This window comes from Kribbella sp. NPDC050459, from assembly GCF_040655315.1.
GTDB lineage: Bacteria > Actinomycetota > Actinomycetes > Propionibacteriales > Kribbellaceae > Kribbella.
The window spans coordinates 875,398-900,361 of record NZ_JBFAJQ010000003.1 but is presented as its reverse complement, the minus strand read 5'-3'; the positions used below and the strand labels follow the sequence as shown (position 1 = coordinate 900,361).

General features: G+C 70.0%; 25 protein-coding genes. 14 read left to right on the top strand and 11 right to left on the bottom strand.

Going from position 1 to position 24,964, the window contains the following annotated elements; all coding sequences use genetic code 11:
- Window positions 1-38 precede the first annotated feature (38 nt).
- On the top strand, window positions 39-668 hold the full coding sequence (locus AB0I12_RS15485) for a hypothetical protein (protein WP_359929547.1): 630 nt from the start codon (window positions 39-41) through the stop codon (window positions 666-668).
- Between the two features lie 161 nt (window positions 669-829).
- On the opposite strand, the gene AB0I12_RS15480 is transcribed toward AB0I12_RS15485, so the two are convergent.
- On the bottom strand, window positions 830-1,522 hold the full coding sequence (locus AB0I12_RS15480; RefSeq protein WP_359929545.1) for a nucleotidyltransferase domain-containing protein: 693 nt from the start codon (window positions 1,520-1,522) through the stop codon (window positions 830-832).
- Window positions 1,522-2,364 (bottom strand): alpha/beta hydrolase, encoded by an 843-nt coding sequence (locus AB0I12_RS15475; RefSeq protein WP_359929771.1) that lies wholly within the window; start codon window positions 2,362-2,364, stop codon window positions 1,522-1,524. Before AB0I12_RS15475 ends, AB0I12_RS15480 begins: the two co-directional genes overlap by 1 nt.
- A 165-nt stretch (window positions 2,365-2,529) precedes the next feature.
- On the opposite strand from AB0I12_RS15475, the gene AB0I12_RS15470 reads away from it, so the two are divergent.
- The 5 genes from AB0I12_RS15470 to AB0I12_RS15450 are packed head-to-tail and all read left to right on the top strand — an operon-like array spanning window position 2,530 to window position 8,094.
- A complete protein-coding gene (locus AB0I12_RS15470; RefSeq protein ID WP_359929543.1) occupies window positions 2,530-3,459 on the top strand; it encodes an ABC transporter permease in 930 nt (309 codons plus the stop codon).
- Entirely contained in the window at window positions 3,459-4,457 is a 999-nt protein-coding gene (locus AB0I12_RS15465; RefSeq protein ID WP_359929541.1) for an ABC transporter permease, read from the top strand. Before AB0I12_RS15470 ends, AB0I12_RS15465 begins: the two co-directional genes overlap by 1 nt.
- Window positions 4,450-5,445 (top strand): ABC transporter ATP-binding protein, encoded by a 996-nt coding sequence (locus AB0I12_RS15460; protein ID WP_359929540.1) that lies wholly within the window; start codon window positions 4,450-4,452, stop codon window positions 5,443-5,445. The genes AB0I12_RS15465 and AB0I12_RS15460 overlap by 8 nt, the downstream gene beginning before the upstream one ends.
- Window positions 5,438-6,424, top strand: coding sequence for an ABC transporter ATP-binding protein (locus tag AB0I12_RS15455; protein ID WP_359929538.1), 987 nt, complete (start codon window positions 5,438-5,440; stop codon window positions 6,422-6,424). The genes AB0I12_RS15460 and AB0I12_RS15455 overlap by 8 nt, the downstream gene beginning before the upstream one ends.
- Window positions 6,421-8,094, top strand: coding sequence for an ABC transporter substrate-binding protein (locus tag AB0I12_RS15450; RefSeq protein WP_359929536.1), 1,674 nt, complete (start codon window positions 6,421-6,423; stop codon window positions 8,092-8,094). The genes AB0I12_RS15455 and AB0I12_RS15450 overlap by 4 nt, the downstream gene beginning before the upstream one ends.
- Before the next feature lie 3 nt (window positions 8,095-8,097).
- Here AB0I12_RS15450 and AB0I12_RS15445 read toward each other — a convergent pair whose 3' ends face one another.
- Window positions 8,098-8,592 (bottom strand): HAD family acid phosphatase, encoded by a 495-nt coding sequence (locus AB0I12_RS15445; RefSeq protein ID WP_359929534.1) that lies wholly within the window; start codon window positions 8,590-8,592, stop codon window positions 8,098-8,100.
- Entirely contained in the window at window positions 8,585-9,136 is a 552-nt protein-coding gene (locus tag AB0I12_RS15440) for a GNAT family N-acetyltransferase (protein ID WP_359929532.1), read from the bottom strand. Before AB0I12_RS15440 ends, AB0I12_RS15445 begins: the two co-directional genes overlap by 8 nt.
- A gap of 173 nt (window positions 9,137-9,309) precedes the next feature.
- Here AB0I12_RS15440 and AB0I12_RS15435 point away from each other — a divergent pair, with 173 nt between their 5' ends.
- From AB0I12_RS15435 to AB0I12_RS15425, 3 genes are read left to right on the top strand one after another with little or no spacing between them, the layout of a single operon-like run.
- Window positions 9,310-10,437 carry a metallophosphoesterase gene (locus AB0I12_RS15435; protein WP_359929530.1) on the top strand — a complete coding sequence of 376 codons (1,128 nt, stop codon included), beginning with the start codon at window positions 9,310-9,312 and terminating at the stop codon, window positions 10,435-10,437.
- Entirely contained in the window at window positions 10,434-13,193 is a 2,760-nt protein-coding gene (locus tag AB0I12_RS15430) for an AAA family ATPase (protein WP_359929528.1), read from the top strand. Before AB0I12_RS15435 ends, AB0I12_RS15430 begins: the two co-directional genes overlap by 4 nt.
- 37 nt (window positions 13,194-13,230) lie before the next feature.
- The gene (locus AB0I12_RS15425; RefSeq protein ID WP_359929526.1) at window positions 13,231-16,173 is read left to right on the top strand and encodes an AAA family ATPase; all 2,943 of its coding nucleotides are present in this window, start codon (window positions 13,231-13,233) and stop codon (window positions 16,171-16,173) included.
- Between the two features lie 21 nt (window positions 16,174-16,194).
- On the opposite strand, the gene AB0I12_RS15420 is transcribed toward AB0I12_RS15425, so the two are convergent.
- The 3 genes from AB0I12_RS15420 to AB0I12_RS15410 all read right to left on the bottom strand — a co-directional run bounded on the left by AB0I12_RS15420 (window position 16,195) and on the right by AB0I12_RS15410 (window position 18,368).
- Window positions 16,195-16,446 (bottom strand): hypothetical protein, encoded by a 252-nt coding sequence (locus AB0I12_RS15420; RefSeq protein WP_359929524.1) that lies wholly within the window; start codon window positions 16,444-16,446, stop codon window positions 16,195-16,197.
- Window positions 16,447-16,530: 84 nt separating this feature from the next.
- Window positions 16,531-17,358 (bottom strand): formate dehydrogenase accessory sulfurtransferase FdhD, encoded by an 828-nt coding sequence (gene fdhD / locus AB0I12_RS15415; protein WP_359929522.1) that lies wholly within the window; start codon window positions 17,356-17,358, stop codon window positions 16,531-16,533.
- Window positions 17,355-18,368, bottom strand: a complete 1,014-nt coding sequence (locus tag AB0I12_RS15410) for a phosphotransferase (RefSeq protein ID WP_359929520.1) — start codon at window positions 18,366-18,368, stop codon at window positions 17,355-17,357. The genes fdhD and AB0I12_RS15410 overlap by 4 nt, the downstream gene beginning before the upstream one ends.
- A 56-nt stretch (window positions 18,369-18,424) precedes the next feature.
- Here AB0I12_RS15410 and AB0I12_RS15405 point away from each other — a divergent pair, with 56 nt between their 5' ends.
- Window positions 18,425-19,042, top strand: a complete 618-nt coding sequence (locus tag AB0I12_RS15405) for a trimeric intracellular cation channel family protein (protein ID WP_359929518.1) — start codon at window positions 18,425-18,427, stop codon at window positions 19,040-19,042.
- Here AB0I12_RS15405 and AB0I12_RS15400 read toward each other — a convergent pair.
- Both AB0I12_RS15400 and AB0I12_RS15395 read right to left on the bottom strand, forming a co-directional pair.
- Window positions 19,025-19,741 carry a MerR family transcriptional regulator gene (locus AB0I12_RS15400; protein ID WP_359929516.1) on the bottom strand — a complete coding sequence of 239 codons (717 nt, stop codon included), beginning with the start codon at window positions 19,739-19,741 and terminating at the stop codon, window positions 19,025-19,027. The two genes, AB0I12_RS15405 and AB0I12_RS15400, sit on opposite strands and share 18 nt — an antisense overlap.
- A 40-nt stretch (window positions 19,742-19,781) precedes the next feature.
- The gene (locus AB0I12_RS15395) at window positions 19,782-20,957 is read right to left on the bottom strand and encodes an MFS transporter (protein ID WP_359929514.1); all 1,176 of its coding nucleotides are present in this window, start codon (window positions 20,955-20,957) and stop codon (window positions 19,782-19,784) included.
- Window positions 20,958-21,029: 72 nt separating this feature from the next.
- Between AB0I12_RS15395 and AB0I12_RS15390 the strand changes: the two genes are divergently transcribed.
- The 3 genes from AB0I12_RS15390 to AB0I12_RS15380 all read left to right on the top strand — a co-directional run bounded on the left by AB0I12_RS15390 (window position 21,030) and on the right by AB0I12_RS15380 (window position 23,486).
- Entirely contained in the window at window positions 21,030-22,100 is a 1,071-nt protein-coding gene (locus AB0I12_RS15390; RefSeq protein WP_359929512.1) for a ferrochelatase, read from the top strand.
- Window positions 22,097-22,891, top strand: a complete 795-nt coding sequence (locus tag AB0I12_RS15385) for an inositol monophosphatase family protein (RefSeq protein WP_359929510.1) — start codon at window positions 22,097-22,099, stop codon at window positions 22,889-22,891. Before AB0I12_RS15390 ends, AB0I12_RS15385 begins: the two co-directional genes overlap by 4 nt.
- A 295-nt stretch (window positions 22,892-23,186) precedes the next feature.
- Window positions 23,187-23,486, top strand: a complete 300-nt coding sequence (locus tag AB0I12_RS15380) for a DUF4193 domain-containing protein (RefSeq protein ID WP_130379292.1) — start codon at window positions 23,187-23,189, stop codon at window positions 23,484-23,486.
- A gap of 80 nt (window positions 23,487-23,566) precedes the next feature.
- Here the strand turns inward: AB0I12_RS15380 and AB0I12_RS15375 are convergent, their stop codons facing one another.
- Both AB0I12_RS15375 and AB0I12_RS15370 read right to left on the bottom strand, forming a co-directional pair.
- Entirely contained in the window at window positions 23,567-23,896 is a 330-nt protein-coding gene (locus AB0I12_RS15375) for a DUF4235 domain-containing protein (protein WP_359929507.1), read from the bottom strand.
- Between the two features lie 27 nt (window positions 23,897-23,923).
- On the bottom strand, window positions 23,924-24,391 hold the full coding sequence (locus AB0I12_RS15370) for a DUF3093 domain-containing protein (RefSeq protein ID WP_359929505.1): 468 nt from the start codon (window positions 24,389-24,391) through the stop codon (window positions 23,924-23,926).
- A gap of 52 nt (window positions 24,392-24,443) precedes the next feature.
- On the opposite strand from AB0I12_RS15370, the gene dut reads away from it, so the two are divergent.
- Window positions 24,444-24,896: a dUTP diphosphatase gene (gene dut / locus AB0I12_RS15365; RefSeq protein ID WP_359929503.1), complete on the top strand. Its 453-nt coding sequence runs from the start codon at window positions 24,444-24,446 to the stop codon at window positions 24,894-24,896.
- Window positions 24,897-24,964: the final 68 nt, after the last annotated feature.

Genomic DNA, 24,964 nt, shown 5'->3' with positions numbered 1-24,964 from the left:
GTGTACCAGCAGCAACGGAACCGAAAGAGAGGGCTGCCATGGTCCGCCGCATCCTCGTGCTCGTCGTCCTGCTCTTCGCGCTCGGTGCCACCCCCGCACAGGCCGGCGGCCCGACCAGCGTCCTGCTCAGCGCACCACCGTCGGTCATCGCCTTCGGCTACAACGACCAGCAGTACTCCGACCTGCAGCAGCTGGTCCAGACCACGACCCAGCACGACGAGGCGACGGGAGAGAGCCACGCCGTCGGCAGCTTCGTCCGCGCGACGTGGCTGATCCACGACATGAGCGTCTGGCGGATCGACGTCATCTACCCCGACGCGCCTGGCGGACCGTGGATCGCCACCGAGGAGTTCAACGGGGAGCTCAAGCAGGCGCAACCCACCTGGCACCGCTCAACGGCTCCGGTCAAGCTGCTGCAGCTGCTGACCTCGCTCAAGCTTCTCGAAGGCGAGTTCGAGGGCGGGCCTAGCCTTAGTGACGGCTATGAGGTCCCGTCGCAGGAGCAGACGACCACACCGACGCCGGCGCCGGTGCAGACCAACGTCACCGCGTCGCCGAGCTTCTTCACCGGCTGGCGCTGGATAATCCCCGGCGTACTGCTGGGCGCAGCGGTCGCCGTCGTCGCCGTACGCCTGTTCCCGAAGCGTCAGTGGGACCTGATCGACTAGGTCCTGTCTGGTTATTCAGCGCCGTCGCGAGGAGGTGCTCGGTGCGGTGCATCGGCGTGCGGGGGCGAAGGTCTCGATGCGGAGCATCGTGGCCTTTGCACCCGTGCGGCGAGGTGCCGTGCCGAGTGCCCCGCAGTAGGCGATGGATAACCAGACAGGGCCTAGATGTCAGCAGCCAGCTCGAAGCCGTTGAACAGCCGTCCGCCGTACGCGGCCAGGATGCGGTCCACTGCGACCACCAGGCGGTCGTCCGACGCCCGTACTCCGTCCAGCAGCACTGTCGCGTAGTCGGTGCCGTGAGCAACGTCGTACGTCGTGAGCTCGCGCAGCAGGCCCTTGCCGGTGCCGGACCAGTGGCCCGCTCCGGTCAGGAGCAGGCGAGCCGCGTCCTGCCACAGCACCGACGTGATGGCCAGCCGCACATCGCCTTCGGCGTCGGACAGATCGTCCAGCAGGTTCGTGATCATGTAACGCAGGAGATCCAGCTCGTCGGTGGACAGCGGCTTCGGTCCGGCTGCCGCCTCGGCCAGGTAATCCTGCTTCAGCCGCGCCCCGGACCCGTCCGTGTCCAGCAGTACGACGGACTCGCCGACGAGCCGCATCATCGTGGGCTGTCGTCGCAGCTGGTCCTTGTCGGCGAAGTAGCGCAGTGACTTCTCGGTGTGGACGAACAGCTCGACCGGCCACCCGGCGTACTCCAGCGACTTCCGTCGTGGCGCCGGGGGACCGTCCAGCAGCACAGTGATGTCCAGATCGGACGTCGGACCCGCGTCACCGCGCACCACACTGCCACCGAGCCACGCGGCCCGGGCGTCCGGATACAGGTCGAGAACGAGTTGGCGTGCGATGTCCATCAGGACAGTGTCAGCCACTGCAGCAGTTCGCGGTACGCATTTGCCGGCGGGATGTGCCCGCCCACGTAGTACCGGCGTTCTGCGTGCGGCAGAGCGGCGGCCAGATGGTCGGCGTACTTGCCGGCGCGCTCGTCGGCCGATCCGTGCCAGAGGCTGACCGGGACCTCGATCGCGCCGAGGTCGAATCCCCACGGGTTCGCGAACGCGATGTGGTCGTCGATCCAGCCGTCGTGGCTGGTGACGAAGGTGGCCGTCAGCCGGGCCACGGCCTCCGGATCCTCGCGCGCCGCAGGCCCCGGCGGCGCGCCGGGATCGGGCGGGAACTCCGGCCCGCCCGCCTCGACCGCGGCCATGATCGACCGCGCCGTCTCCTCGAGCCCCGGTCGCAGGTCGCCGTGCACCGCCAGCCAGGACGTGCGGTTGCGGCGCGGATCGGCCTGCTCCTCCGCCTCGGTCGGCTCGGGGCCGTCGACGATCGGCGGTGCGTTGCTCGCAGTCACTGCGCAGCGCGTCACCCGGCCGGGCAGCAGCGCGGCGCACGCCAGCGCGTGCGGCCCGCCTCCGGAGCCTCCGGTGACCGCGAAGCGATCCCATCCGAGCGAGTCGGCGAGCGCGGCCGCGTCGGACGCGACGGAGGCCACCGATCGGCCCGGTTGCCGTGTCGATCCGCCGTACCCGGGCCGGTCCGGCATCACCATCCACAGTCCGGACGCCTCGATGGTCGCGACCACCTCCGGCCGCTTCCACCGGGTGCTCGGCGTGCCGCCGAACGACAGGGCGGGGACGCCCTCGGCCGGGCCGTAGACCGCGTACATGAGCATCCGGTCGCCGATTCGCACCATCTGATCCACCTGCGGAGCGTAACCGTCCGGGAGCACCTAACCGAATGCACAGTTAACAGCCAGACATTCTCGGGATTCGAGATGCGTGCGGCGTGGTGGGAGGATGCCGCCTAGGTTTTGTCGGCCATCACGGATCACTGTGATTCGAACCTGTCAGGAGTGCTTGTGAGTTCCTCGGTCGCCGGGACCGTATCGCCCACCCGGCAAGCGATGCGCCGGTTCCGGCGGGACCGTAGTGCGCGGATCGGCCTCGTCCTGGTCACCCTGCTGATCGTGATCGCCGCGGCTGCGCCGTTGCTGGTGCGACTCGCCGGTCAGGACGCCACGACGTACCACATCGACCTGCTCGACCCGGCGCGCGGCAACGCGCCCCGCGGCCCGGTCGGAGGTGCGAGCGGCACCCACTGGTTCGGGGTGGAGCCGCTGACCGGACGCGACCTGTTCGCGATCACGGTCCTCGGCCTGCGGACGTCGTTGTTCATCGCGGTGGTGGTCACGCTGATCACCACCGTCGTCGGCACCCTCGCGGGGATCAGCGCGGCGTACTTCGGCGGCTGGTACGACGCGGTGCTGTCGCGGCTGCTCGACTTCCTGTTCGGCTTCCCGCAACTGGTCTTCATGATTGCCCTCGGCATCGTTGTGCCGGCCCGGTTCCCGCGCTGGCTGCTGCTGATCTTGGTGCTCAGCCTGTTCGGCTGGGCGGGCCTCGCACGGCTGATCCGCAACCAGGCCCGGTCGCTGGTCGCCCGGGAGTTCGTCGAGGCGGCGCGCAGCGTCGGGTCCAGCGGCTGGATGGTGATCACCCGCGAGCTCCTGCCGAACCTGATCGGCCCGGTGCTCGTGGTCGCCACCCTCGCGATCCCGGGGTACATCGGCGCCGAGGCGGCGCTGTCCTTCCTCGGCGTCGGAGTCCCGCCGCCGACACCGAGTCTCGGGCGGTCGATCTCGGACTCGATCGCCTGGGTGTACACCGGCGCGGACCCGTGGTACCTGCTGTTCCCGGGCACCATGCTGTTCTTCGCCGTGCTCGGCTTCACGCTGCTCGGCGACGGCGTCCGGGACGCGTTCGACGTCCGGCTGCGGAGGACGAGCTGATGCCCGGCCTCGTCTGGTTCGTGACGCGGCGCCTGGCCGCCGCCCTGATCGTGATGCTCGCGCTGAGTCTCGCCGTCTACCTGATCTTCTACGCGATCCCCGCCGACCCGGCACACCTGGCCTGCGGCAAGCCCTGTACGCCCGACCGCCTCGAGCAGGCGCGGCACTTCATGCAGCTCGACCAGAGCACCCTGCAGCAGTACCTGAACTTCCTGAAGGGCATCGTCGCCGGCCGTACGTTCGGCGACGGCGCGGCGGCGGTGCAGTGCAACGCGCCCTGCTTCGGGTACTCGTTCCCGCTCGCCCGCCCGGTCACCACGCTGATCCTGGACCGGCTGCCGATCACCGCGTCGATCGCGCTCGGCGCGGCCGTCCTGTGGCTTGTGCTCGGTGTGTCGCTCGGCGTGATCGCGGCGCTGAACCGCGGCCGCCTCGCCGACCGGCTGGCGATCGGGGTCGCGCTGCTCGGCGTCTCGACCCCGTCGTTCCTGCTCGGCCTGCTCGCGATCCTGGTGTTCGGGTTCTGGCTCAACATGGTCCCGGTCAGCGGCTACGTGCCGCTCACCGAGAGCCCGGTCGACTGGGCCTGGCACCTGATCACGCCGTGGATCGTGCTCGCGATCCTGTCGGCTGCTTCGTACATCCGGCTGACCCGGTCGCAGATGCTCGAGGAGCTCAACCTCGACTACATCACCACGGCCCGCGCGAAGGGCGCCGGCGAGGCGCGGGTGGTGCTGACCCACGGGCTGCGCGGTGTGCTGGTCCCGGTCATCACCCTGTTCGGCCTCGATCTCGGCGCCCTGCTCGGCGGCGCGATCCTGACCGAGAAGGTGTTCAGCATGCAGGGTCTCGGCGATCTGCTGATCACCGCGGTCGGTCAGCTCGACGTGGCCGTGGTCGTCGGTGTCACGCTGTTCTCGGCCTTCCTGATCATCCTCGCGAACCTGGTGGTGGACATAGTGCACGGTGTGCTCGACCCGAGGGTGAGCCATGGCTGAGCCGGTGCTCGAGGTGCACGACCTGAAGGTCACTTTCACGACCGAGGGCGGCCTGGTGCCGGCCGTCGACGGCATCGACTTCGCCGTCGCGCCGGGCGAGACGCTGGCGATCGTCGGCGAGTCCGGATCCGGGAAGAGCGTCAGCTCGGCCGCGGTGATGGGGCTGCTGCCGTCGAACGCCGAGGTCGCCGGCGAGGTGCTGCTCGACGGCCGCGAGCTGAACGGCCTGCCCGCCGACGAGCTGCGCAAGATCCGCGGCAACGACATCGCGATGGTGTTCCAGGACGCCCTGTCCGCGCTCAACCCGTACTACTCCGTCGGCTGGCAGGTCGCCGAGGCGTACCGGCTGCACCACGACGTCTCGAAGAAGGCGGCGCTCCGCCGGGCCGTCGAGATGCTCGACAAGGTCGGCATCCCGGACGCGGCCCGCCGCGCGGACAGCTTCCCGCACGAGTTCTCCGGGGGAATGCGGCAGCGGGTCGTCATTGCTATGGCTCTGGTGAACGACCCGAGAGTGCTGATCGCGGACGAGCCGACGACCGCACTCGACGTCACCGTGCAGGCACAGATCATGCGTCTGCTGGACGACGTCCAGGAGGAGTTCGGGACGGCGCTGATCCTGATCTCGCACGACCTCGGAGTCGTCGCGGAGGTCGCCGACGACGTCCTGGTGATGTACGCCGGGCGCGCGGCCGAGCGCGGCACGGTCCGCGACCTGTTCTTCCGGGCCGCGCACCCCTACAGCCTCGGTCTGCTGGGCGCGATGCCGCGCGTCGACGTACCCCCGAAACCGCGGCTGACCACCATCCCGGGCACGCCGCCGACTCCGGGGTCGATCACGACCGGGTGCCCGTTCCAGCCGCGGTGCGCGTACGCGCATCTCGTGGGGGAGCGCTGTGTCACCGAGCGTCCCGAGCTCACCCCGCGTCCCGGCGAGGGCGATCACGAGGCGGCCTGCCACCTGGGTCGGAGGCCGGCGGATGTCTGAAGAGCTGCTGAACCTGAAGGACGTTCGCAAGTACTTCGGCTTGCGCGGCGTCCCGTGGCAGAAGGCGCAGGCCGTGCGCGCGGTCGACGGCGTGAGTCTCGTCGTCCGCAAAGGCGAAACCGTCGGGCTGGTCGGCGAATCCGGGTCCGGCAAGTCCACACTTGCCCGGGTCGCGACCCGGCTGCTCGACCCGACCCACGGCCGGGTCGAAATCGGCGGCAAGGACGTCACCAAGGTCAAAGGCCGCCGGTTGCGGCCGATCCGCCGCCGGATCCAGATGGTCTTCCAGGACCCGCAGGCCTCGCTGAACCCGCGGCAGTCGGTCGGCACCATCCTGAGTACGCCGTTCCGCGCGCAGGGGATCCGGCCGACCCGGGCCCAACTCGTCGAACTGCTCGAACAGGTCGGGCTGTCCGAGCAGCACCTGGAGCGGTATCCGCACGAGTTCTCCGGCGGGCAGCGGCAACGGATCGGGATTGCCCGGGCGCTCTCGGTGAAGCCTGACCTGCTGGTGTGCGACGAGCCGGTGTCCGCGCTCGACGTGTCGGTGCAGGCGCAGGTGCTCAACCTGCTCGCCGACCTGCGCGACGAGCTCGGCCTGTCGTACGTCCTGGTCGCCCACGACCTCGCCGTCGTCCGTCAGGTCGCCGACCGGATCGCCGTGATGTACCTCGGCACGATCGTCGAGGAAGGGCCGGCCGCGCAGGTGTACGGCGCGCCGGCTCACCCGTACACGAAGGCGCTGCTGTCCGCCGTGCCGGTGCCGGAGCCGGGAGCCGTCCGCGAGCGGGTCGTGCTGACCGGCGACGTCCCGACGCCCGTCGACCCGCCGTCCGGTTGCCCCTTCCGGACCCGCTGCTACAAGGCCGAGGACGTTTGCGCGACGAAACGACCCGTGCTCGAACCCGTCAACGGGAATACGGAGCACCGTGCCGCCTGCTACTTCCCTGAGCCCCCCACCTCTGAGAGGACAGAATGAAACGCATAACCCGAGCGGTCGCGGCAGCGGCCGTGCTGGCGCTGGCCGCAGCCGCGTGCAACGCCAACGACAAGTCCAGCAGTGGTGGCGGCAGCACCGCAACCGCCGAACAGGGCGGCACCTGGCACATCCTGACCACCAGCAAGGAGATCAGCCTCGACCCGGCCAAGAGCCAGAACCTGGGGATCAGCTCGATCCACCTGGTGCTCCGCGGCCTGACGTCGTGGAAGACCGAGCAGGGCAAGGCCGCCGAGCTGGTGCCGGACCTGGCCACCGACACCGGTCAGGTCAGCGACGGCGGCAAGACCTGGACGTACAAGCTGAAGTCCGGTCTCAAGTACGCCGACGGCTCGCCGATCGTCGCCGGCGACATCAAGTACGGCATCGAGCGCTCCTTCGCGCCGGAGCTGTCGGGCGGTCTGCAGTACCACAAGTCGCTGCTCGTCGGCGGTGACAAGTACACCGGCCCGTACAAGGGCGGCGAGCTGGCCTCGGTCGAGACGCCCGACGACACCACGATCGTGTTCAAGCTGAACAAGCCGTACGGCGACTGGCCGTGGATCGTCAGCATGCCCGCGTTCTCGCCGGTGCCCAAGAAGGCCGACACCGACCCGGCGCACTACGGCGAGAAGCCGGCGGCCAGCGGGCCGTACCAGGTCAAGTCCTACGCGCCCGGCTCCAAGCTCGAGCTGGAACGCAACCCGAACTGGGACAAGTCGACCGACCAGGCCCGGACCGGCCTGCCCGACGCGATCGTGCTGGACATGGGCCTGCAGCCCGACGTCGTGAACCAGCGGCTGATCGCCGACGCCGGCGACGACAAGTTCGCCGCAACCACCGGTACGTCGGTCCCGGCCGCGCTGATCCCGACGATCACCGGCAACCCGGCGGTCAAGGCCCGGGTGGCGACCTCGCCGTCTGGCGCGCTGGAGTACCTGGCGATGAACACCAAGCGCCCGGCGCTCGCCAACCCGGCGGTGCGCAAGGCGATCGAGTACGCCGTCGACAAGCAGGCCGTCCAGGTCGCCGAGGGCGGACCGGAGTACGGCGGTGAGATCGCGTCGACGCTGATCACGCCGGGCATCGACGGGTACAACAAGTACGACCTGTACCAGGCTCCGCCGGCCGGTGACCCGGAGAAGGCCAAGCAGATGCTGGCCGCGGCCGGTGTCAGCAACCTGAACCTGGTGCTCGTCGCCGACAACACGACCGGTCTCGGCGTGGCACAGGCGATCCAGCAGGGTCTGAAGCGGGCTGGCATCACCGTCACCATCAAGCCGCTGGACAGCGAGCCGCTGAGCGACCTGATCACCGGTAACAAGCCGGACTTCGACCTCACCGTCTCGAGCTGGCTGCCGGACTTCCCGAGCGCGATCGGCAACATCCAGCCGCTGTTCGCGTCCTCGGAGATCGGCAACGGCGGATACAACATCTCCCGCTACTCCAACCCGGCCGTCGACTCCGCAATCGCCGCGGCGACCGCTGAGTCCGACCGGGGTAAGGCCGCCGGCATGTGGGGCGCCATCGACAAGCAGATCATGCAGGACGCACCCATCGTCCCGCTGATCTACGCCCGCAACGCGTTCCTGCACGGGTCGAAGGTCCAGAACTTCTACCTGTCCGCCTACCCGCCGTACCCGAACCAGCTGATCGTCGGCCTCAGCAAGTAGCGGTCAGGTCCGGCCTTCGGATTCCTGGGCTTCGAAGAGAGTCGGCTGGGTCTCGGGATCGAGGCCCCAGTCGGCCCTCATCACGGTGTAACCGGCTTTCTGGGCGGCGGCGACGACCTTGGCGTCGTCGTCGACCAGGACGGCCACCGGGCGCTGTTCGGCGAGGCTTTTCAAGCGGCCCAGCTTCATCAGCATGGACGGGCGGCGGTCGGTGTTGCCGCGCATGTAGAGCTTGCCGTCGGGGAAGCCGTTGTCTTTCAGCCACTTCTCGGTGTCTCGGCGGAGGCGTTCGGGGCGGCCGGTCAGGTAGACGATCTCGTGGTCCGTGGCGAGTGTCGTCGCGACCGCCAGACCCTCGTCGAGGACCGCGTCTTCCTTGGCGTGTGCGAAGAACGAGTCCCAGTCCTTCGGCTTCTGTTCGAGGAAGTGGATCCGTTGGCTGGTGTCGGACAGCGTCGCGTCGATGTCCAGTACGGCGTACGGCCGGTCGTCACCCATGCCGCACAGCTTCCCAGGTCGCGCGGTCGGTCGCGTACAAGACCTCCCCGAACTCGGTTCCGGGCAGGGGATCGTCGAAGTGCTCGTGGTACACCTTCTCGAACCGCAGCCCGGACCGGCGCATCACGTCCCGCGACCGGTGGTTGACCGCCATCGTGTCCGCGACCACCCGCTGCACCCGGAGCCCCTTGAACGCGTGCGCGATCAACGCGCGCGTCCCCTCCGTCGCATACCCCTTGCCCCACGCGGTCCGCAGCAGCCGGTACCCGACATCCACGGTCCCCGGATCCGCGGTCGGCTGCAGCCCGAACCACCCGACGAACCCGTCCCGCGTCTCGGCCTTGAACGTGCCCAGCCCCGGATGCTCGTCGTACACCTTGAGGATCGCCGGCAGTGCGACGTCCTCGATTTCGGAGCGCGGCGTCGGCTGCCCGGTCAGGTACCGCATCACCTCAGGATCCGAGTCGAGCTCGACCAGCAGCGCGACGTCGTCCGCCGTGAACCGCCGCAGCACCAGCCGCTCAGTCGTCAGGTACGCATCCACCTGCCGACCCTCTCATTCGTCCTTGAGCACGCACCAACCGTTTCCGGCGCACGAAAATGGTTGATCCGTGCTCGAAGTCGGCTCGGCGGAGCGTCCGGAGTGTGGGCGGTGTAGCGGTTTGTGTGTGTTGGGTTGCGCGGTTGTCGGTGCCGCGGGTTAGCGTTCTCAACGCTATGGGCGAGTCGATCACGTTTCTGCACAGCTCGGACTGGCAGCTGGGGATGATGCGCCGGTTCCTGGGGCCGGACGGCCAGGCCCGGTGGGGTCAGGCGCGGCTGGATGCTGTCGCGCGGATCGGCGAGGTCGCCAAGGACACGGGCGCGGCGTTCGTGGTCGTCACCGGGGACGTGTTCGAGCACAACCAGGTCGAGCGGCAGACGATCCTGCGGGCCTGTGAGGCGCTCAAGCGGATCCCTGTCCCGGTGGTGCTGCTCCCGGGCAACCACGACGCGCTGGAGCCGGGGTCGCTGTGGACGTCGAGCCAGTGGCTCGCGCACGCGCCGGAACACGTGACGGTGCTGACCGAAACGACGCCCTTTCAGATCATGCCGGGGGTCGAGATCGTCGGCGCGCCGTGGCGTTCGCGCCGCCCGCTGTCGGATCCGGCCGCGCCCGGGTACGCCGACCTCACGCCGGCTGCCGAGACCACGCGGATCCTGCTCGCGCACGGCCAGTTGACGAGCCTGTCCGGCGGCATGTCCGACGTACCGCCGATCGACCAGGCCGCACTCGAGGCCGCGGTCGCGGACGGCCGGCTGCAGTACGTCGGCCTCGGCGACCGGCACTCGACGACCCGGGTCACCGACCGGATCTGGTTCTCCGGGACGCAGGAGGTGACGTCGCCGGAGGAGGACGACCCGGGCAACGTCTTGAAGGTGACGATCGCCGACGGCGCGATCGACGTCGAGCCGGTGCGGGTCGGCGCCTGGCACATGGTCGACCACCGGGTCGAACTGTTCGACGAGGAGTCGATCACGGCCCTCGAGGACTGGTTCGCCGAGCTGCCGGACAAGGAGCGGACGTACGTGCGGCTCGCCGGTGACGGCTCGCTGTCGCTTCCGCTGCTGGCCCGGCTGGACACGATCATCGACGCCCAGGGCGAGGTCTTCGCGAGTGTCGAGCGCTGGGTGAAGTTCTGGACCGTGCGCCCGGCGCCGGACGCGGCGGACCTGGAGTCGCTGCAACTCAGCGGCCCGGCCCGGGCCGCGATGGAGGAGCTGCGCCAGGCTCTGGCCGGTGGGGACGAGAGCGCCGGCGCCGCGCTGTCCCTGATGCACCGATTGGCGCGGGACGCGGGATGAGACTGCACAGCTTGGCGCTACGGGACTTCCGTGGCGTCAAGGACCGCATGGTCCGGTTCCGCGCGCTGGGCACCACCGTGGTGGTCGGCGACAACGAGGTCGGCAAGTCCAGCCTGGTCGAGGCGTTCGGGCTGATCTTCGACCTGCCCGACGACTCGAAGTCGACCCGGATCCGCGACATCCAGCCGGTCGGCCAGGACGTCGGTCCGCAGGTGACCGCCGAGCTGAGTCTCGGCGGCCGGGAGCTGACGTACTCGAAGCGCTGGCTGAAGAACCGCTCGACCGAGCTGACGATCGTCGAGCCCGACGGCCGCCGGCAGTCCTGGACGGGGCGCGAGGCGCACAACGAGGCCGAGCGGCTGTTCCACGAAAACGTCGACCCGGTGCTCTGGCAGACCTTGATGGTCAGCCAGGGGCAGTCGTTGGTGCTGCCAACGCCGGCCGATGCCGAGCCGTTGATCACCGCGGTGACCGCGGAGTCCGGGACGCCGGTGGACGGTGCGTCGATGCCGCTGGTGACGGCCGTCGAGCACGAGTACCTGCGGTACTGGACGCCCCGTGGCAAGCCGACCGGCGACTTCGCCCGGTCCGCGAAGGCCGTTGCCGCGGCCGAGCTGTCCTGCAAGCAGGCGTTCCAGGCGATGGAGGAGGTCCAGTCCGACATCCGCCGTGCCGAGCGACTGAACCTGGACCTCGACGACGTGACGGGCCGCCTGACCGAACATCTCACCGTCCTCGAGGCACTGCGCGAGCGCAAGCAGGCGACCGACGAGATCCTGCTCCGGCGCGACTCGGTGCGGTCGCGGGCGGAGACCGCACGCGCCCGGCTGGAGAACCACACCCGCACCCGGCTGGAGCGGGAACGGCTGCTCGACGAGGTCGAGCGCTTCACGAAGTTCGAGGCCGAGCTGGCCGGGCGCCGGGCCGACGCGGAGCTGGTCGCGAAGACCGCGGCCGAGACCGTGCAGGCGGCGGAGGCCGCGCTCGCGGAGGTCGTGGAGCTGAAGGACCTGCGGCGCACCGACGTGCAGGCGGCCGAGCGGCGCGTCTCCGACCTGATGGACCGCGCCGAGCTGGACCGGCTCGTCGGGCAGCAGACCGAGCTCGTCGACGTCCGCGCGCGGATCGCGGCCGCGGGCACGATCCTGGACCGGATCAAGGTCGACGACGCGATCGTGGCGGCGCTGGAGGACGCCCGGGCGGCGGTGGTCGAGGCGCGCGCGGCGCTCGCGGCCGGCGTACCGGAGGTGACGGTACGCCGACTCGGCGCGGAGCCCGTGGAGCTGTCGGGGACGGGTCTGGAAGGCAACGCGCCGCCCGAGCTGGGCTTCGACGAGTCGACCGAGGTGCTGGTCTCCGGCGAGCTCGTTGTCGGCGTACCGGGCCAGGTCGAGGTGATCGTCCGGGCCGGTGGCGAGGCGGCGACGCTGCGCGCCCGGGTCGACGACGCCGTGCGGCGGGAGAAGGACCTGCTGAAGAAGGCCGGCGTCAAGGACGTCGCCGCGGCGCGAGAGCTGCTGCGCAAGGCCGACACCGCGAGCGCCGAGCTGAACGAGGCACGCCGGACCGAGAAGTCGCTGACCGCCGGCGGTGACCCGGGAGAACGGATCGCCGTACTGACGGCGCGCCTCGGCAGCGTCGACGAGGCCGAGGACGTCGGCGGCAAACAACCCGCCGTCGAGGGCGTGCCGGGGCAGATGTCGCTGTTCGCGGAGTTCACGGAGTTCGCGTCGCCGCATGACACGTTGTTCGACGATGTCACCGAGACCGGGCCGGCGCCGGCCGATCTGCCGGGCGCACAGCGCGCGCTCGACGCTGCCAGGGACGGACTGGCTGAGGCGGAGCGGCTGCTGAAGGACGCCGAGTTCGCCGTGGAGCAGGCGCGGAAGGCCGCGGACGAAGACCGGTCCGAGGCGCAGAACGCGCGCGCCCGGTCCGAGCTGGCGGGAGAGCGGCTGGCCGCCGCGACCGAGGCGCTGGAGTCGGCGCGGTCGGTGCTCGACGACGAGGCCGTGACAGTGGCCGAGACGGAGGCGACGGCCGAGGTCGAGGCGGTGCTCGACGAGCTGACCGCCGTCCAGGCCCAGGCCGACGAAGCCGGGGCCGACCGGGTCGCCGACGAGTTGACGCACGCCCTGGCCGTCGCGAAACGGCTGCAGGACGAGCGCGACCGGCTGCGCGACGCGCTCCGTACGACGGAAGGCCGGCTCGAGCAGTCCGGCCGGGACGGACTCGCGACGCGGCGCGACCTGGCCGAGCTGGAGCTGGCCGCCGTACGGACGGAGCACGACAGCCTGCTGCGGCGCGCGGAAGCGGCGCAGCGCGTGCACGAGACCTTGAGCCGGCATCGGGCCGAGGCACAGACGAAGTACTCCGAGCCGCTGCAGAGCCGGATCGAGTCGCTCGGGCGCAGCGTGTACGGTCCGTCGTTCCGGGTCTGGCTGGACGACGACCTCGCAGTCGCCGAGCGCGAACTCGACGGCGTCCGGTTGCCGGTCGAGGCGTTGTCGACGGGCGCTCAGGAGCAGCTGGCGATCATCACCCGGCTGGCGATCAGCCACCTGGTCAGCACCGGCGAGGGCAGCGTGCCGGTGATCTTCGACGACGCCCTCGGCTGGTCCGACAAGGCCCGCCTCCGCGACATGGGCGCCCTCCTCGGCCGCGCCGGCGACCACGGCCAGATCATCGTCCTGACCTGTATGCCGGACCGCTACGAATACGTCCCGAAGGCCATGTTCATCACGCTGGACGGATGATTGGCGACCACCTGCGCGCGGGTGGAGACTGTTGGTCGTGAGGGGGCAGGCACAGCCTGGTCATCGGCTCGTCGGGCGGGGCGCCGAGCGGGAACGGATCGGGCGGATCCTGGCCGGCGGCGCAGCGGGGCGGCCGGCCGCCGCGATCGTGCGCGGTGAGGCGGGGGTCGGCAAGACCCGCTTGGTGCGGGAACTGTGCACAGAGCCGGAGCTCTTGGTGCTCTGGGGTTCTTGCGTCCATTTCGGCGGATCATCCGTTCCGTACGCGCCGGTCGTCGGCATCCTGCAGGACTGGCTCCAGGCGGCCGATCCGGCCGAGCAGGCTCAGGTACTCGCCGGGGCCGATGAGTTGGCCAGCCTGTTGCCCGGCGTGCGCGCTGTACACGACGTGCCGGCCGGGCGCCTCGTTCCTGTCGTCGACCTCGTCCTGAACCGCATCGCGGATCGGCATCGCACCGTCGTGGTCGTCGACGATCTGCATTGGGCAGATCTCGCGTCGTTGGACGTTCTGGCCTATCTCATCACCGGATTCCGCCGCCAGCGCCTGACGGTGCTCGGCACGTGCCGCGACGAGGACCTCGGCGTGGGCCATCCACTGCACGGCTGGCTCGCCGACATGCGGCGGATGCCGTCGTTCGAGGAGATCCGTCTCGAACGGTTCGAGCTCGCCGAGACCGGTGCCCAGGTGGAGGACTTGCTCGGCGTACTGCCGGACATCGATCTCGTTGCGCAGGTCCAGGCCCGATCGGACGGGAATCCGTACCTCACGGAGTTGCTGGTTCAGGACCTGTCCGGGGTCACGTTGCCGGACACGGTCCCCCAAGGACTCAGGGAGGCGCTTCTCGCCGCATGGCACCGCTTGTCGAAGCAGGCTCGCCAGCTGGTCCAGGTGCTCGCCGTCGGCGGTCGCCCGACCACTCTCGACGTACTGGCGGCGGTTGCCTCTCGTCAGGGAGTCGACGTCACCGGGTTGTCCGCGTGTGTGACGGAGGCTCAGGAGCGCGGCGTTCTGGCGATGGGCACGGCTGATCCGTGCTGGTTCCGGCATCCGCTGCTGGCCGAGGTTCTGTACGACGGACTGCCACCGGGCCAGGCGCCGGACATCCACGCCGGTTACCTTGACGTACTGGAAGCCCGGGCGGGGGCATCGGTGGCCCCTGACCTGGCGGTACACAGCCTCCGGGCAGGACGGATCGACGAGGCCTACAAGTGGTCGCGGATTGCCGCCGAACAGGCTGCGAACCTCCGCACGCCGGCCGAGGAAGTCATCCAGCTGGAGCGAATGTGCGACCTGTGGGAGCAAGCCTCACCAGCCCTTCGCGGCAGTCCGGCCGACCGTACGGCGCTGTACCTCCGGACCAGTGCTGTGTGCTCGCGGGTGGGCCGCAACGACCAGGCGATCGAACTCGCCGGCGATGCGCTCGGCATGATCGACAGCACGAGGGATCCGCTGGTGGCGTCCGGAATCCTTGTCGACCGGGGCATGATGCGCTGGCACCGGACGGAGCCGATCGAGGCGGTGATGGTGGACCTCGGGCAGGCGCTTGACCTGTCGGGTCGCCGCCCCGAGAGTTCCGCCTACGCCCGGGCACTTGCAGCTGTCGCCTGGGCCGAGAACTGGCAGAGTCTCCCCATCGCGGTCGCCCATGCGAACGAGGCCGTTCGGGTGGCGCGTGCCGCCGGCTCTGACCGGGTGTTGGCCGCCGCGCTGGGATATCGGTGCAGCGTGCTCGCCGGCAGCGCACCCGAACAGGCGTTGCTGGACGGGCGGGAGGCGGAGCAACTGGCCCGTGCCAGTGGCGCGATGCTGGAGTGGCTGATGGCGTTCGTCTGGCAGGTGCACGCGTTGCGCACTCTTGGACGACGTACGGAGGCAACTGATCTGGCGCTCCGCGGCTACTCCGAACTGGCGGTACCTGGGCGCGACATGCTCGGGTACTTCCTCGCCTACCTCGGGACCGATGGATTGTTGGAGGCGGGACGGTGGGAGGAGTGTCAGGCGATATTGCGGGCCGCACTGGCCGCGCGCTGTCCGAGCATTCCCGGTGCCGCGGTCAGGCTGGCCGCGGCATCGTTGGCCGTACGTCGTGGCCGGACGGCTGAGGGCCGGCTTCATTTCGATCGGGCTCGGGAGCTGATCGCCGAGAACTTCGTCGGGATCCGCGAGACACTGGCCGCGGGCGGAGCCGAAGTGCTGATCGCCGAGGGCAAGCCGCAGGAGGCGGTCGACTGGCTGCGGGCCAGATTGACCCGGCCGGGCGCCGCTCCGACTCCGGAGGACGATGACCTGCTGGTGCTGTACGCCAATGCGGCTGCTGAGCTCGCACAGGCGGCACGCGACGTAGGTGACACCGCGAGTGCCACGCGGGCCGTTGCCGGTCTCGAGGAGATCCTCGATTCCTGGCCGTGGGAGCCGTTCACCCGGAAGCAGACAGACGCGTCGGTGCAATCGATGCGGAGTGCCTTGTTTCACGCCGAGGTCGCGCGGTGTCGTGACGACCCGGACCAGGCGAGCCGTTGGCAGCGCGCAGCCCAGGCCTGCGACGCAGTGGGTGCGCCATGGCATCGAGCGGTGGCGCAATGGCGCTATGCCGAGGCGGCGATCGCGGCGGGGTGGCCGCCGACCGGTGTCGCCGAGCCGCTCCGGCAAGCTCGACGTGGTGCCGACGAGTTGGGCGCCGAGCCACTGCTGCGCAGCGTCGAATCGCTCGCCCGGCGGGTCCGGATCAGCCTGCGTGAACCGGAGCCGCTCGTCGTACCCGATCGGGAGGAGTCGGTCCTGTCGGCTCTCACCCCGCGAGAGCGGGAGATCCTGGCCTTCCTGGTCACCGGCCGATCGAACGGCGAGATCGCAAAGGATCTGGTGATCAGTGACAAGACGGTGAGTGTCCACGTTTCGAGCATTCTGCGGAAGACGGGTACGACGACGCGCTTCGAGGCAGCGGCGCTCGCGGAGCGGCTGGCGGATCCGGGCGGCTGATTTTCGCCGCCGGATGTCGGCTCAATTGGCAGCGAGTGGATGGCGGCGGCGGTAGAACCAGGTGGCTGTAGCGGCCAGGCCGGCGCCCGCCAGCACTCCGGCGGTTGTCTGTGCGACCTCGTTGGCGGTGTCGTCCACCGGGACCTCGACACGCGGCTGGCTCTGTTGGGCATCGGGCTCGCGCGGGGGAACTGCCGAAGCCTGGGCCGCTCCGGCCACGGCCGTGCCGCAGACGAAGAGCGGTATCGCGATGACGGTGTAGTGCAGTTTCATGATCGTGTCCCTTCCACCTCCACGTTCCGGCGGTGGCGGGGATCTCACATCAGGCATACCCCCTTAGATCTGCGGCAGATCTCCTTACCGGATGATCCGCTCCGGGGCGGAGTAGAGGACGCAGCGGTCGCCGCGGGTGAAGCCGGCCAGCGTGATGTTGAATTCGCGGGCGAGGTCGACGGCGAGGCTCGACGGGGCGCCGACGGCGACCACCATGCCGAGGCCGGCGGCGACGGCCTTCTGGACGATCTCGTAGCCGGCCCGGCCGCTCACGGTGAGGACGAGGCCCTTGCGGCTGTGCTGGTTGAGGACGGTCCAGCCGACGACCTTGTCGACCGCGTTGTGCCGGCCGATGTCCTCCTTCACCACGACCTTGCGGCCGTCGGCGGTGAACAGGCCCGCGGCGTGCAGACCGCCGGTGCGGCTGAACATCGGCTGCGCTTCGCGGAGCAGGTCGGGCAGCCGGCGTACGACGTCGACCGGGACCTCGACCGGGTCCACGGGATCGTAGTGGCGCTCGGCGAGCTCGTCGAGGCTCTGCTGGCCGCACACGCCGCACGCCGCCGACGTCACGCCGTACCGCTGGGGCGGTTCGCGGTCCGGGGGACCGTCGAAGGTCACCGTGACGGTGTTGAACTGCTGCTCGCGGGTCAGCGTGACATCGGTGCAGTAGGCAACGGTCCGGATCGCGTCCGGGCGGACCGCGAAGCTCTCGCCGAGACAGAACCCGGCGGCGAGCTCGAAGTCGGAGCCGGGGGTGCGCATCGTCACGACCAGCGGCTCCGGCGGCCGGCCCGGCCACTCCAGGCGCAGCTCCAGCGGCTCCTCGGTGCTGACGACGTCCTCGCGCCGCGACGTGCGGTCACCGTCGAGCACCTCGACCTTGAACCTGCTGGTGGGAGCCTTCGTCATACCTCCACGGTAGGCCAGCCGCGTCGTACCGCCAGCCAGTCCAGGAATGTCCATGCGGACAGACGCTGGTGGTCGCGCAGGGCCGGCGTACAGCCGGGTGGCGGTGGGGCGTCGGTGTTCTTCATCATGTACGCCGCGATCACGGCCACCAGGCAATCGAGATGATCCTTCGGTACGTCGGCGGTGAGCGGGCTGCGGGTGACGGCGGTGAACGTGTCGATGCCGTGGTGCTGGGCGATCGGCAGCAGGCCGACCCAGTCCACCCAGCGCGGGCCGAGGGTCAGCCAGTTCCAGTCGACGGTCCAGCAGGTGCCGGCGTCGTCGATCAGCAGATTGTCCGGGCGCAGGTCGGAGTGCGTGGCCGAGTCGCCGGAGAGCGCCTCCGGTGCGAGGGTTACCAGCTCCGCGAGCTCAGGCAGCACGCGCGGCAGCCAGCTCTGCAGTCGCGTCGGCATCTCCCGCTCACCCGCCAGAATCTGCGCCGGGACACCTACGTCGTCCCCGACCAGCTCCGCGAACACGCTCAGCCCGCTAAGCGGGCTCGGCCGCAAGACCTCGGCCATCTGCTCACAAGCAGCAGTAACCCGCCCGAAGTCCTCGACGGTCCAAGGCGTCCCCGGCATCCGCCCCTCAACCCACTCCGACACCACCGCGAACCAGCGCGGCCCGTCGCCCCCGGCGAAGCCGGCCGGGTTGGGTGTGTGGGCCGTGGTGACGATCGCGGGCGCTCTCACGGAAGGCGGAAGCTGTGGGACGACCTCGGCCTCGCGCTGGTAGGCCTCGTAGGCGTGCATTCCCTCCGGGGCCGCCTTGATGAAGACGTGCCGGCCGTCCGCCAGTGTGGCGCGGGCCGCGAAGCCGCCGGTGAAACCCGATGACACCGGCTTGGCCACGGAAGTGATCTCCGTGCCGAGGGCAACCGCGAGAGCTTCGTGCAGGGCTGGCGGCAGCGAGTCCCAGCTCGGGCGCAGCGAGGTGGCGGAGTAGTCGACGTCGGGGGCGCGGCTCATGTCCACAAACCTTAGAAGCGCGGGAGCGGCGGCGCGCGTGGTTTAGCGTGCGGGCTGTGAGTGGATCCGTGGTGCTGCAGGTGCTCGACCTGATCGGGATTTTCGTGTTCGGGATCACCGGCGCGCTGGTCGGCGTACGCAAGAAGCTGGACGTGTTCGGGATCGAGGTGCTGGCACTGGTCACCGGGCTCGGCGGCGGCTTCATCCGGGACGTGCTGATCGGCCAGGCGCCGCCGGCCGCGCTCCGCGACTGGCGCTACCTGGTCGTCCCGATCGCGGCCGGCCTGCTGACGTTCTTCCTGCACCCGGGTATCGGCCGTGTCGAGCGGCTGGTGAACATCTTCGACGCGGCCGGTCTAGCCCTGTTCTGCGTGACCGGGGCACTGAAGGCGATCGAGTTCGGCCTGTCGCCGATCTCCGCGGCACTCCTCGGAGTGCTCTCGGGCATCGGCGGCGGAGTCCTGCGCGACGTGCTCAGCGGCCGCGTCCCGGTCGTCCTGCGCTCCGAGATCTACGCCACCGCGGCGCTCCTGGGCGCTGCCATCGTGGTCATCGCGTCCGCGCTGGACTACCACGCCCTGTGGATCCCGATCGCCGCCGCCGTCACCTGCTTCGCGATCCGGCTGGTCGCGATCCGCCGCGGCTGGAATGCCCCGCTACCCCGCAATCCGTGACGGCGCAGCCCAGCCGTTGACGACGGCAACGAGCTCGAGATAGCGCTCCCAGCGTGGATCCACGGCGCGGCGTAGTGCGATCAGCCGCCCGCGGTACGCCGGGTCGGCGCGCAGCGGGTCGTCGGTGCGCTGGCTCGCGAGCGCCTGGTAGCCGGTCGCCAGGCGGCGCACCGACGTACGGAACTCGTCGTCGGACACCAGTCTGGTGATCTCCGACCAGGCGGCGAGCTGGCTGGCGTCGGCGTCCTCGGGCAGCACCGGGGTGAGGTTCTGGTGGATCGCTTGGTCGACGCCTCGGAGCGTCGCGCTGAGGAAGTCTGCGATCAGCGCGCGGCGGTCCTGCTCGGACTGTTCGGTCATGAGGTCAAGGTCCTTCGGTTCGGGATGTCGGGCGAGGACCGTGAGCAGGGCGTGCTGCCGGCGCAGCGTCTGGATCTGGATCGCCAAGGCCTCCGCATGGGTGGCGGCGACGTCGGCGAGTGAGCGCTCGTCCCGCAGCACGGCGCCGATCGTCGGCAGATCCAGGTCCAGGGCCCGCAACGTCCGGATCAGCCGCAGCCGGGCGACGGCTGTGTCGTCGTACCGCCGGTGGCCGGCCGCAGTCCGCCGGGACGTCAGCAACCCGAGGTCGGAGTAGTGCCGCACGGCCTTCACCGACACCCCGGCGAGCCGCGCCGCAGCCCCGATCGAGTGGTCCATGCCCACCACCCAAACACCTCCCGTAACTGGAGATGCAAGCCTAATTGTGGGCGAAGCGTTCCTTCGGGCGGGCGAAGGTGATGGAGACCGCGGCGACGAGCGCGCAAGCGATGCCGACGCCGAACGGGACCCAGTACGCGTCCGACGGGCCCCACACGTCGACCGCGTGGCCGGCGGCCGCGTTGCCCGGGGCGACGCCGAGCAGGATGCCGGTGACGGTCCACGTGATCGCTTCGGTCAGTCGCTCCGGCGGCACCCACTCCTCGACACACGCAGTGACCGCGACCATCGTCGGAGCGATCGTCATGCCGCAGCAGAAGAGCACCGCACCGAGCATCCAGATGCTGTCGACCCAGGGGAGCGGCGCCAGCGTGATCGCGAGCGCGATCGTGCCGAGCAGCAGCCGGCGCTCGACCGGCGCGCGCCAGTGCACCGAGCCGTACCAGAGCCCGGCCAGGAGACTGCCGAACGCCCAGACCGCGAGTACGACGCCGGACAGCCCGGCCTGTCCCTTCTCGGTGGTGAACGCCACGGTGATCACCTCGGCGCCGCCGAGAGTCGCGCCGAGACCCAGACCGATCAAGCTGAGCAGCATGATCGACAGCCAGGGGAGGGGCGCCTGCTCGTGGCCGTTCGCCTTGCCACGGCCGGGCGGATCGGATGCGCGCAGCAACGCCAGCCAGATACCACCAGCCAGTCCCAAGACGCCGGCCGCCGACAGAGCGGCGTACGGGCTCACCTGCGTCGCCAGTGCGGTGACGAGGACAGGGCCGACGATGAACACCACCTCGTCGCCGACAGCCTCCAGTGCGAAGGCCGTCTGCAGTGCGCGACCACGGCCCAGCAAGTGCGTCCAGCGGGCCCGGACGAACGAGCCGACCTGCGGCCTCATGCCACCGGCGATGAACGACAGCACGTAGAGCACCCAGATAGCAGCGTCGGCGCGGACCGCGACCAGCAATGCGGCCAGAGCGACGGTGCAGGTCACTGAGCCGATCAGGATCAGCCCGCGCTGACCGAAGCGATCGACGAGGCGTCCCTGGACCGGACCGGTCAGCGCACCGGCGATCACAGCGACGCCGGAGACCGCCCCGGCGAGACCGTACGAACCGCTCTCCTGGGCGATCAGGATGACGATGCCGAGGCCGATCATCGAGATCGGCATGCGCCCGAGGATCCCGGCGGCGAAGAAGGCGCCGGCACCGGGACGGCGCATGAGGTGAACGTAAGGCTTGAGCATAAGAGACCGGGAGCAGCTTAGCTTCCGGCCGTCTGAGAAGCTTGGGATATGTCGCCAGCCGCACCTCCCTACGACGCTGTGCTGTTGCTCTCCTTCGGCGGGCCCGAGAAGCCCGAGGACGTGCTGCCCTTCCTGCAGAACGTGACCCGCGGCCGCGGGATCCCCGACGAGCGCCTGAAAGAGGTCGGTGAGCACTACTACTCGTTCGGCGGCCGGAGCCCGATCAACGACCAGAACCGGGCGCTGCTGAAGGCGCTGCGGGCGTCGTTCGACGAGATCGGGCTGGACCTGCCGATCTACTGGGGCAACCGCAACTGGGCGCCGTACCTGACCGACACGATGCGCGAGATGGCCGCCGACGGCATCCGGCGCGCCGTGGTGATCGCCACGTCGGCCTACCCGTCGTACTCCGGCTGCCGGCAGTACCGGGAGAACCTCGAGGACACCGCCCGCGAGGTCCCGGACGCGCCGCGGATCGACAAGCTCCGGCACTACGCGAACCACCCCGGCTTCGTCGGCGCGTTCGTCGAGTCGACCGCCGACGCGCTGAGCACGCTCCCGGACGGCGCCGCGATCGCGTACGTCACGCACTCGATCCCGACCGCGATGAACGCGACCAGCGGCCCGGACGGCGACGGGTACGTCAGCTGGCACCTGGACGTCGCCGCGTCGATCACCGCGGAGCTCGAGCGCCGCACCGGGCAGACCCGGCGGACCGACCTCGTCTACTGCTCGCGGTCCGGGCCGCCGCAGGTGCCGTGGCTCGAGCCGGACGTGAACGACCACCTGGAGGCGCTGGCCGCCGAGGGCGTGCCCGGTGTGGCCGTCGTACCGATCGGGTTCGTCAGCGACCACATGGAGGTCATCTACGACCTCGACACCGAGGCCGCGGCGACGGCCGAGAAGCTCCGGCTGCCGATGGCGCGGGCCGCGACGCCGGGGACCGACGAGCGGTTCGTCACGATGCTCCGCGACCTGGTGCTCGAGCGGGCGGCGGCCGAGCGCGGCGAGCAGCCGGCCCGGCCCTGCGTCGGCGAGCTCGGCCCGGGCTGGGACGACTGCCGCCGCGACTGCTGCCCACCGCTCCGCCGACCCACCCCAGCTAAGGAAGCTGTATGACGTCTTCAGATGAGCTGTTGAAGCTTGCGGTCGACGTGGCGGAGGAGGCGGCGCACCTGATCGTCGAACGCCGCCGCGGCACGATCACCGTCGCCGACACCAAGAGCACCGTCACCGACGTGGTCACGGCGGTGGACCGCGAGTCCGAGGAACTGATCCGGGCCCGGATCCTGCAGGCCCGGCCGGACGACTCGTTCCTCGGCGAGGAGGGCGACGACGTGGTCGGCACCAGCGGCGTGCGCTGGGTGGTCGACCCGATCGACGGCACCGTCAACTACCTCTACGACCTCCCGACGTACGCCGTCTCGATCGCGGTGGAGTACGGCGGGGAGACCGTCGCCGGGGTGGTCGTGGACGCGCCGAAGGGCGAGGTGTTCACGGCGACGAAGGGCGGCGGGGCGTTCGCCGACGGACGGCCGATCCAGGTGTCGGGTGCGACCGAGCTGGGCCAGGCACTGGTCGGGACCGGTTTCGGGTACGACCCGGCCCGCCGGCAGGTGCAGGCCGAGGTGATCCAGCACCTGATCACCAAGGTCCGCGACATCCGCCGGATCGGGGTCGGCGCGATCGACCTGTGCTACGTCGCCTGCGGCCGGCTGGACGTGGTGTACGAACGCGGCCTGAACCCGTGGGACTACGGCGCCGGGGCGCTGATCGCGGCCGAGGCCGGGGCCCGGATCGGCGGGCTGAACGGCGCGCCGGTGTCGCCGGAGATGTCCATCGCGGCCACGCCGGCGCTGTTCGAGCCGTTCCACGCGTTACTCGCCGCAGCCGACCCGTTGCGCGCGTAGCTGCCGGAGAGTGCTCGTTTCTGCGCACTAGTGCGCACTAACGAGCATTCTGCTGTTCGGTCCTGACATTTGTGGCGACACGCGGGCCACACCATGGACCCAGTCGTGCATTGCGGACCTTTATAAGGCACAATCCCGTCCTCGGGAACGGTGTTTGCCGGTCCCGGCCTGGCTGTCAAGGGTTTCGGGGGACGAAAGTTCGGCGCGGTGCTCCGACGCGGAATTTCTCGGCCGCTTTACCCGTTCAAGGGCTCAGCAGGCAACACCACGGGTACGAAGAGGGCAGGGAAACACCATGGCGACTGATTACGACGCCCCGCGCAAGACGGACGAGGATGCTTCCGAAGAGTCGATCGAGGAGCTCAAGACACGCCGTCACGACAAGAACTCCGGCAAGGTCGACGAGGACGAGGCCGAGGCCGCGGAGAGCTTCGAGCTGCCCGGCGCGGACCTGAGTCACGAGGAGCTGGCGGTCCGGGTCCTCCCGCGCCAGGCCGACGAGTTCACCTGTTCGAGCTGCTTCCTGGTTCACCACCGCAGCCAGCTCGCCGAAACGAAGAACGGGCAGCTGATCTGCCGCGACTGCGCAGCCTGACACCAGCGCGCCCTACTTCGCACAACGAACAGCGGGACCGTCCCACTCCGGTGGGAGGTCCCGCTGTTGTGCGTTCGGACTCAGTCCTCTTTCTTGACCAGCCCGGTGTCCGTACCTCTGATCAGGCGCCCGGCCACCGAGTCCTGGACATACCCGGGCGGTGCGTGGCCCGTGCTCTTCAGGTAGTACGCCGCGGCGCGGCGCTCCGCGAACAGCTTCGCAGCTGCGGCGGCCGCGGCACTGGCGGCGGCCCAGGTCATGACCTCCAGGTACTCGCCCTGGCCGTCCTTGGGCGGCTTCCCGCCCGATCCCAGCTTCCAGGCCGTGCTGACCGCCTTGCTCGCGGCCAGGCCCACCACGATCGTGAAGGCGGCCTGCACCAGCTTCCAGCCGATCTTCGCTCCGACCACTGCACCCTCCTAGGACGACTGCTGACGTCAGGATCTTCCCACGCTGTGCCCGCTCAGGGCGGCAGCCAATCGGTCGGGGTGGCGGGTGGCGACCACCCAGTACGGCGCCGGGTCGGCCGGATCGGTGATCTGCACCCGGACGGCCCCGCGAAGGTAGCTGCGCAGGACGAGGAACGCCTGCGGGTCGCAGTCCCGCCCGAACGCGTGCCGGGCGTCGTCGCCGGTCAGCGCCTCGACCTCGCCCAGGTACGCGCGGTCGATCTCGGCGCGGCCGGCCCTGAACCGCTTGTCGTCGACCTCGACCCGCGCGCCGCCGTACCGCAGGAACAGCGCCAGCAGCAGGACCGCGGCGAGCCCGCCGACGACCGCGCCGGCGATCGTCCCGACCGGCACGGCGACGATGACGAACAGCGTGATGACAGCGGCGGCGGCGATGATCCACCACGACACCGGCACCCGCAGACTCTCGCGATACTTGCTTTGTTCCACGCCCACAGGACCAGCCTGGCACGTGGACCGTCCGGCGCGCTCGATAGGGTCGCCTCTCGTGACCGAGGTACTCATCCAGCGACTCGACCCCGACCTCCCGCTCCCGTCGTACGCGCATCCCGGCGACGCCGGCGCGGACCTGGTGGCGGCCGCCGACCTCACCCTGAAGCCGGGTGAGCGCGGCCTGGTCGGCACCGGGATCGCCATCGCCCTGCAGGACGGGTATGCCGCGTTCGTGCACCCGCGTTCCGGGCTGGCCGCGAAGCACGGCGTCTCGATCGTGAACGCCCCCGGCACCGTCGACGCCGGGTACCGGGGTGAGATCAAGATCAACCTGATCAACCTCGACCCGCACGCCGAGGTGACGATCCGCCGCGGCGACCGGATCGCGCAGCTCGTCGTCCAGCAGGTGGAGAAGGCCCGCTTCGTCGAGGTGACCGCGCTGCCCGGCTCCGCACGGGGTGACGGGGGACACGGGTCGACCGGCGGTTTCGGCGATGTGACACGCTGAGCAGGTGCATCCGTTGACCTGTCGGATGCGCGAAACTACGGCGGCCGCAATCAACCAAGGAAGTAGGC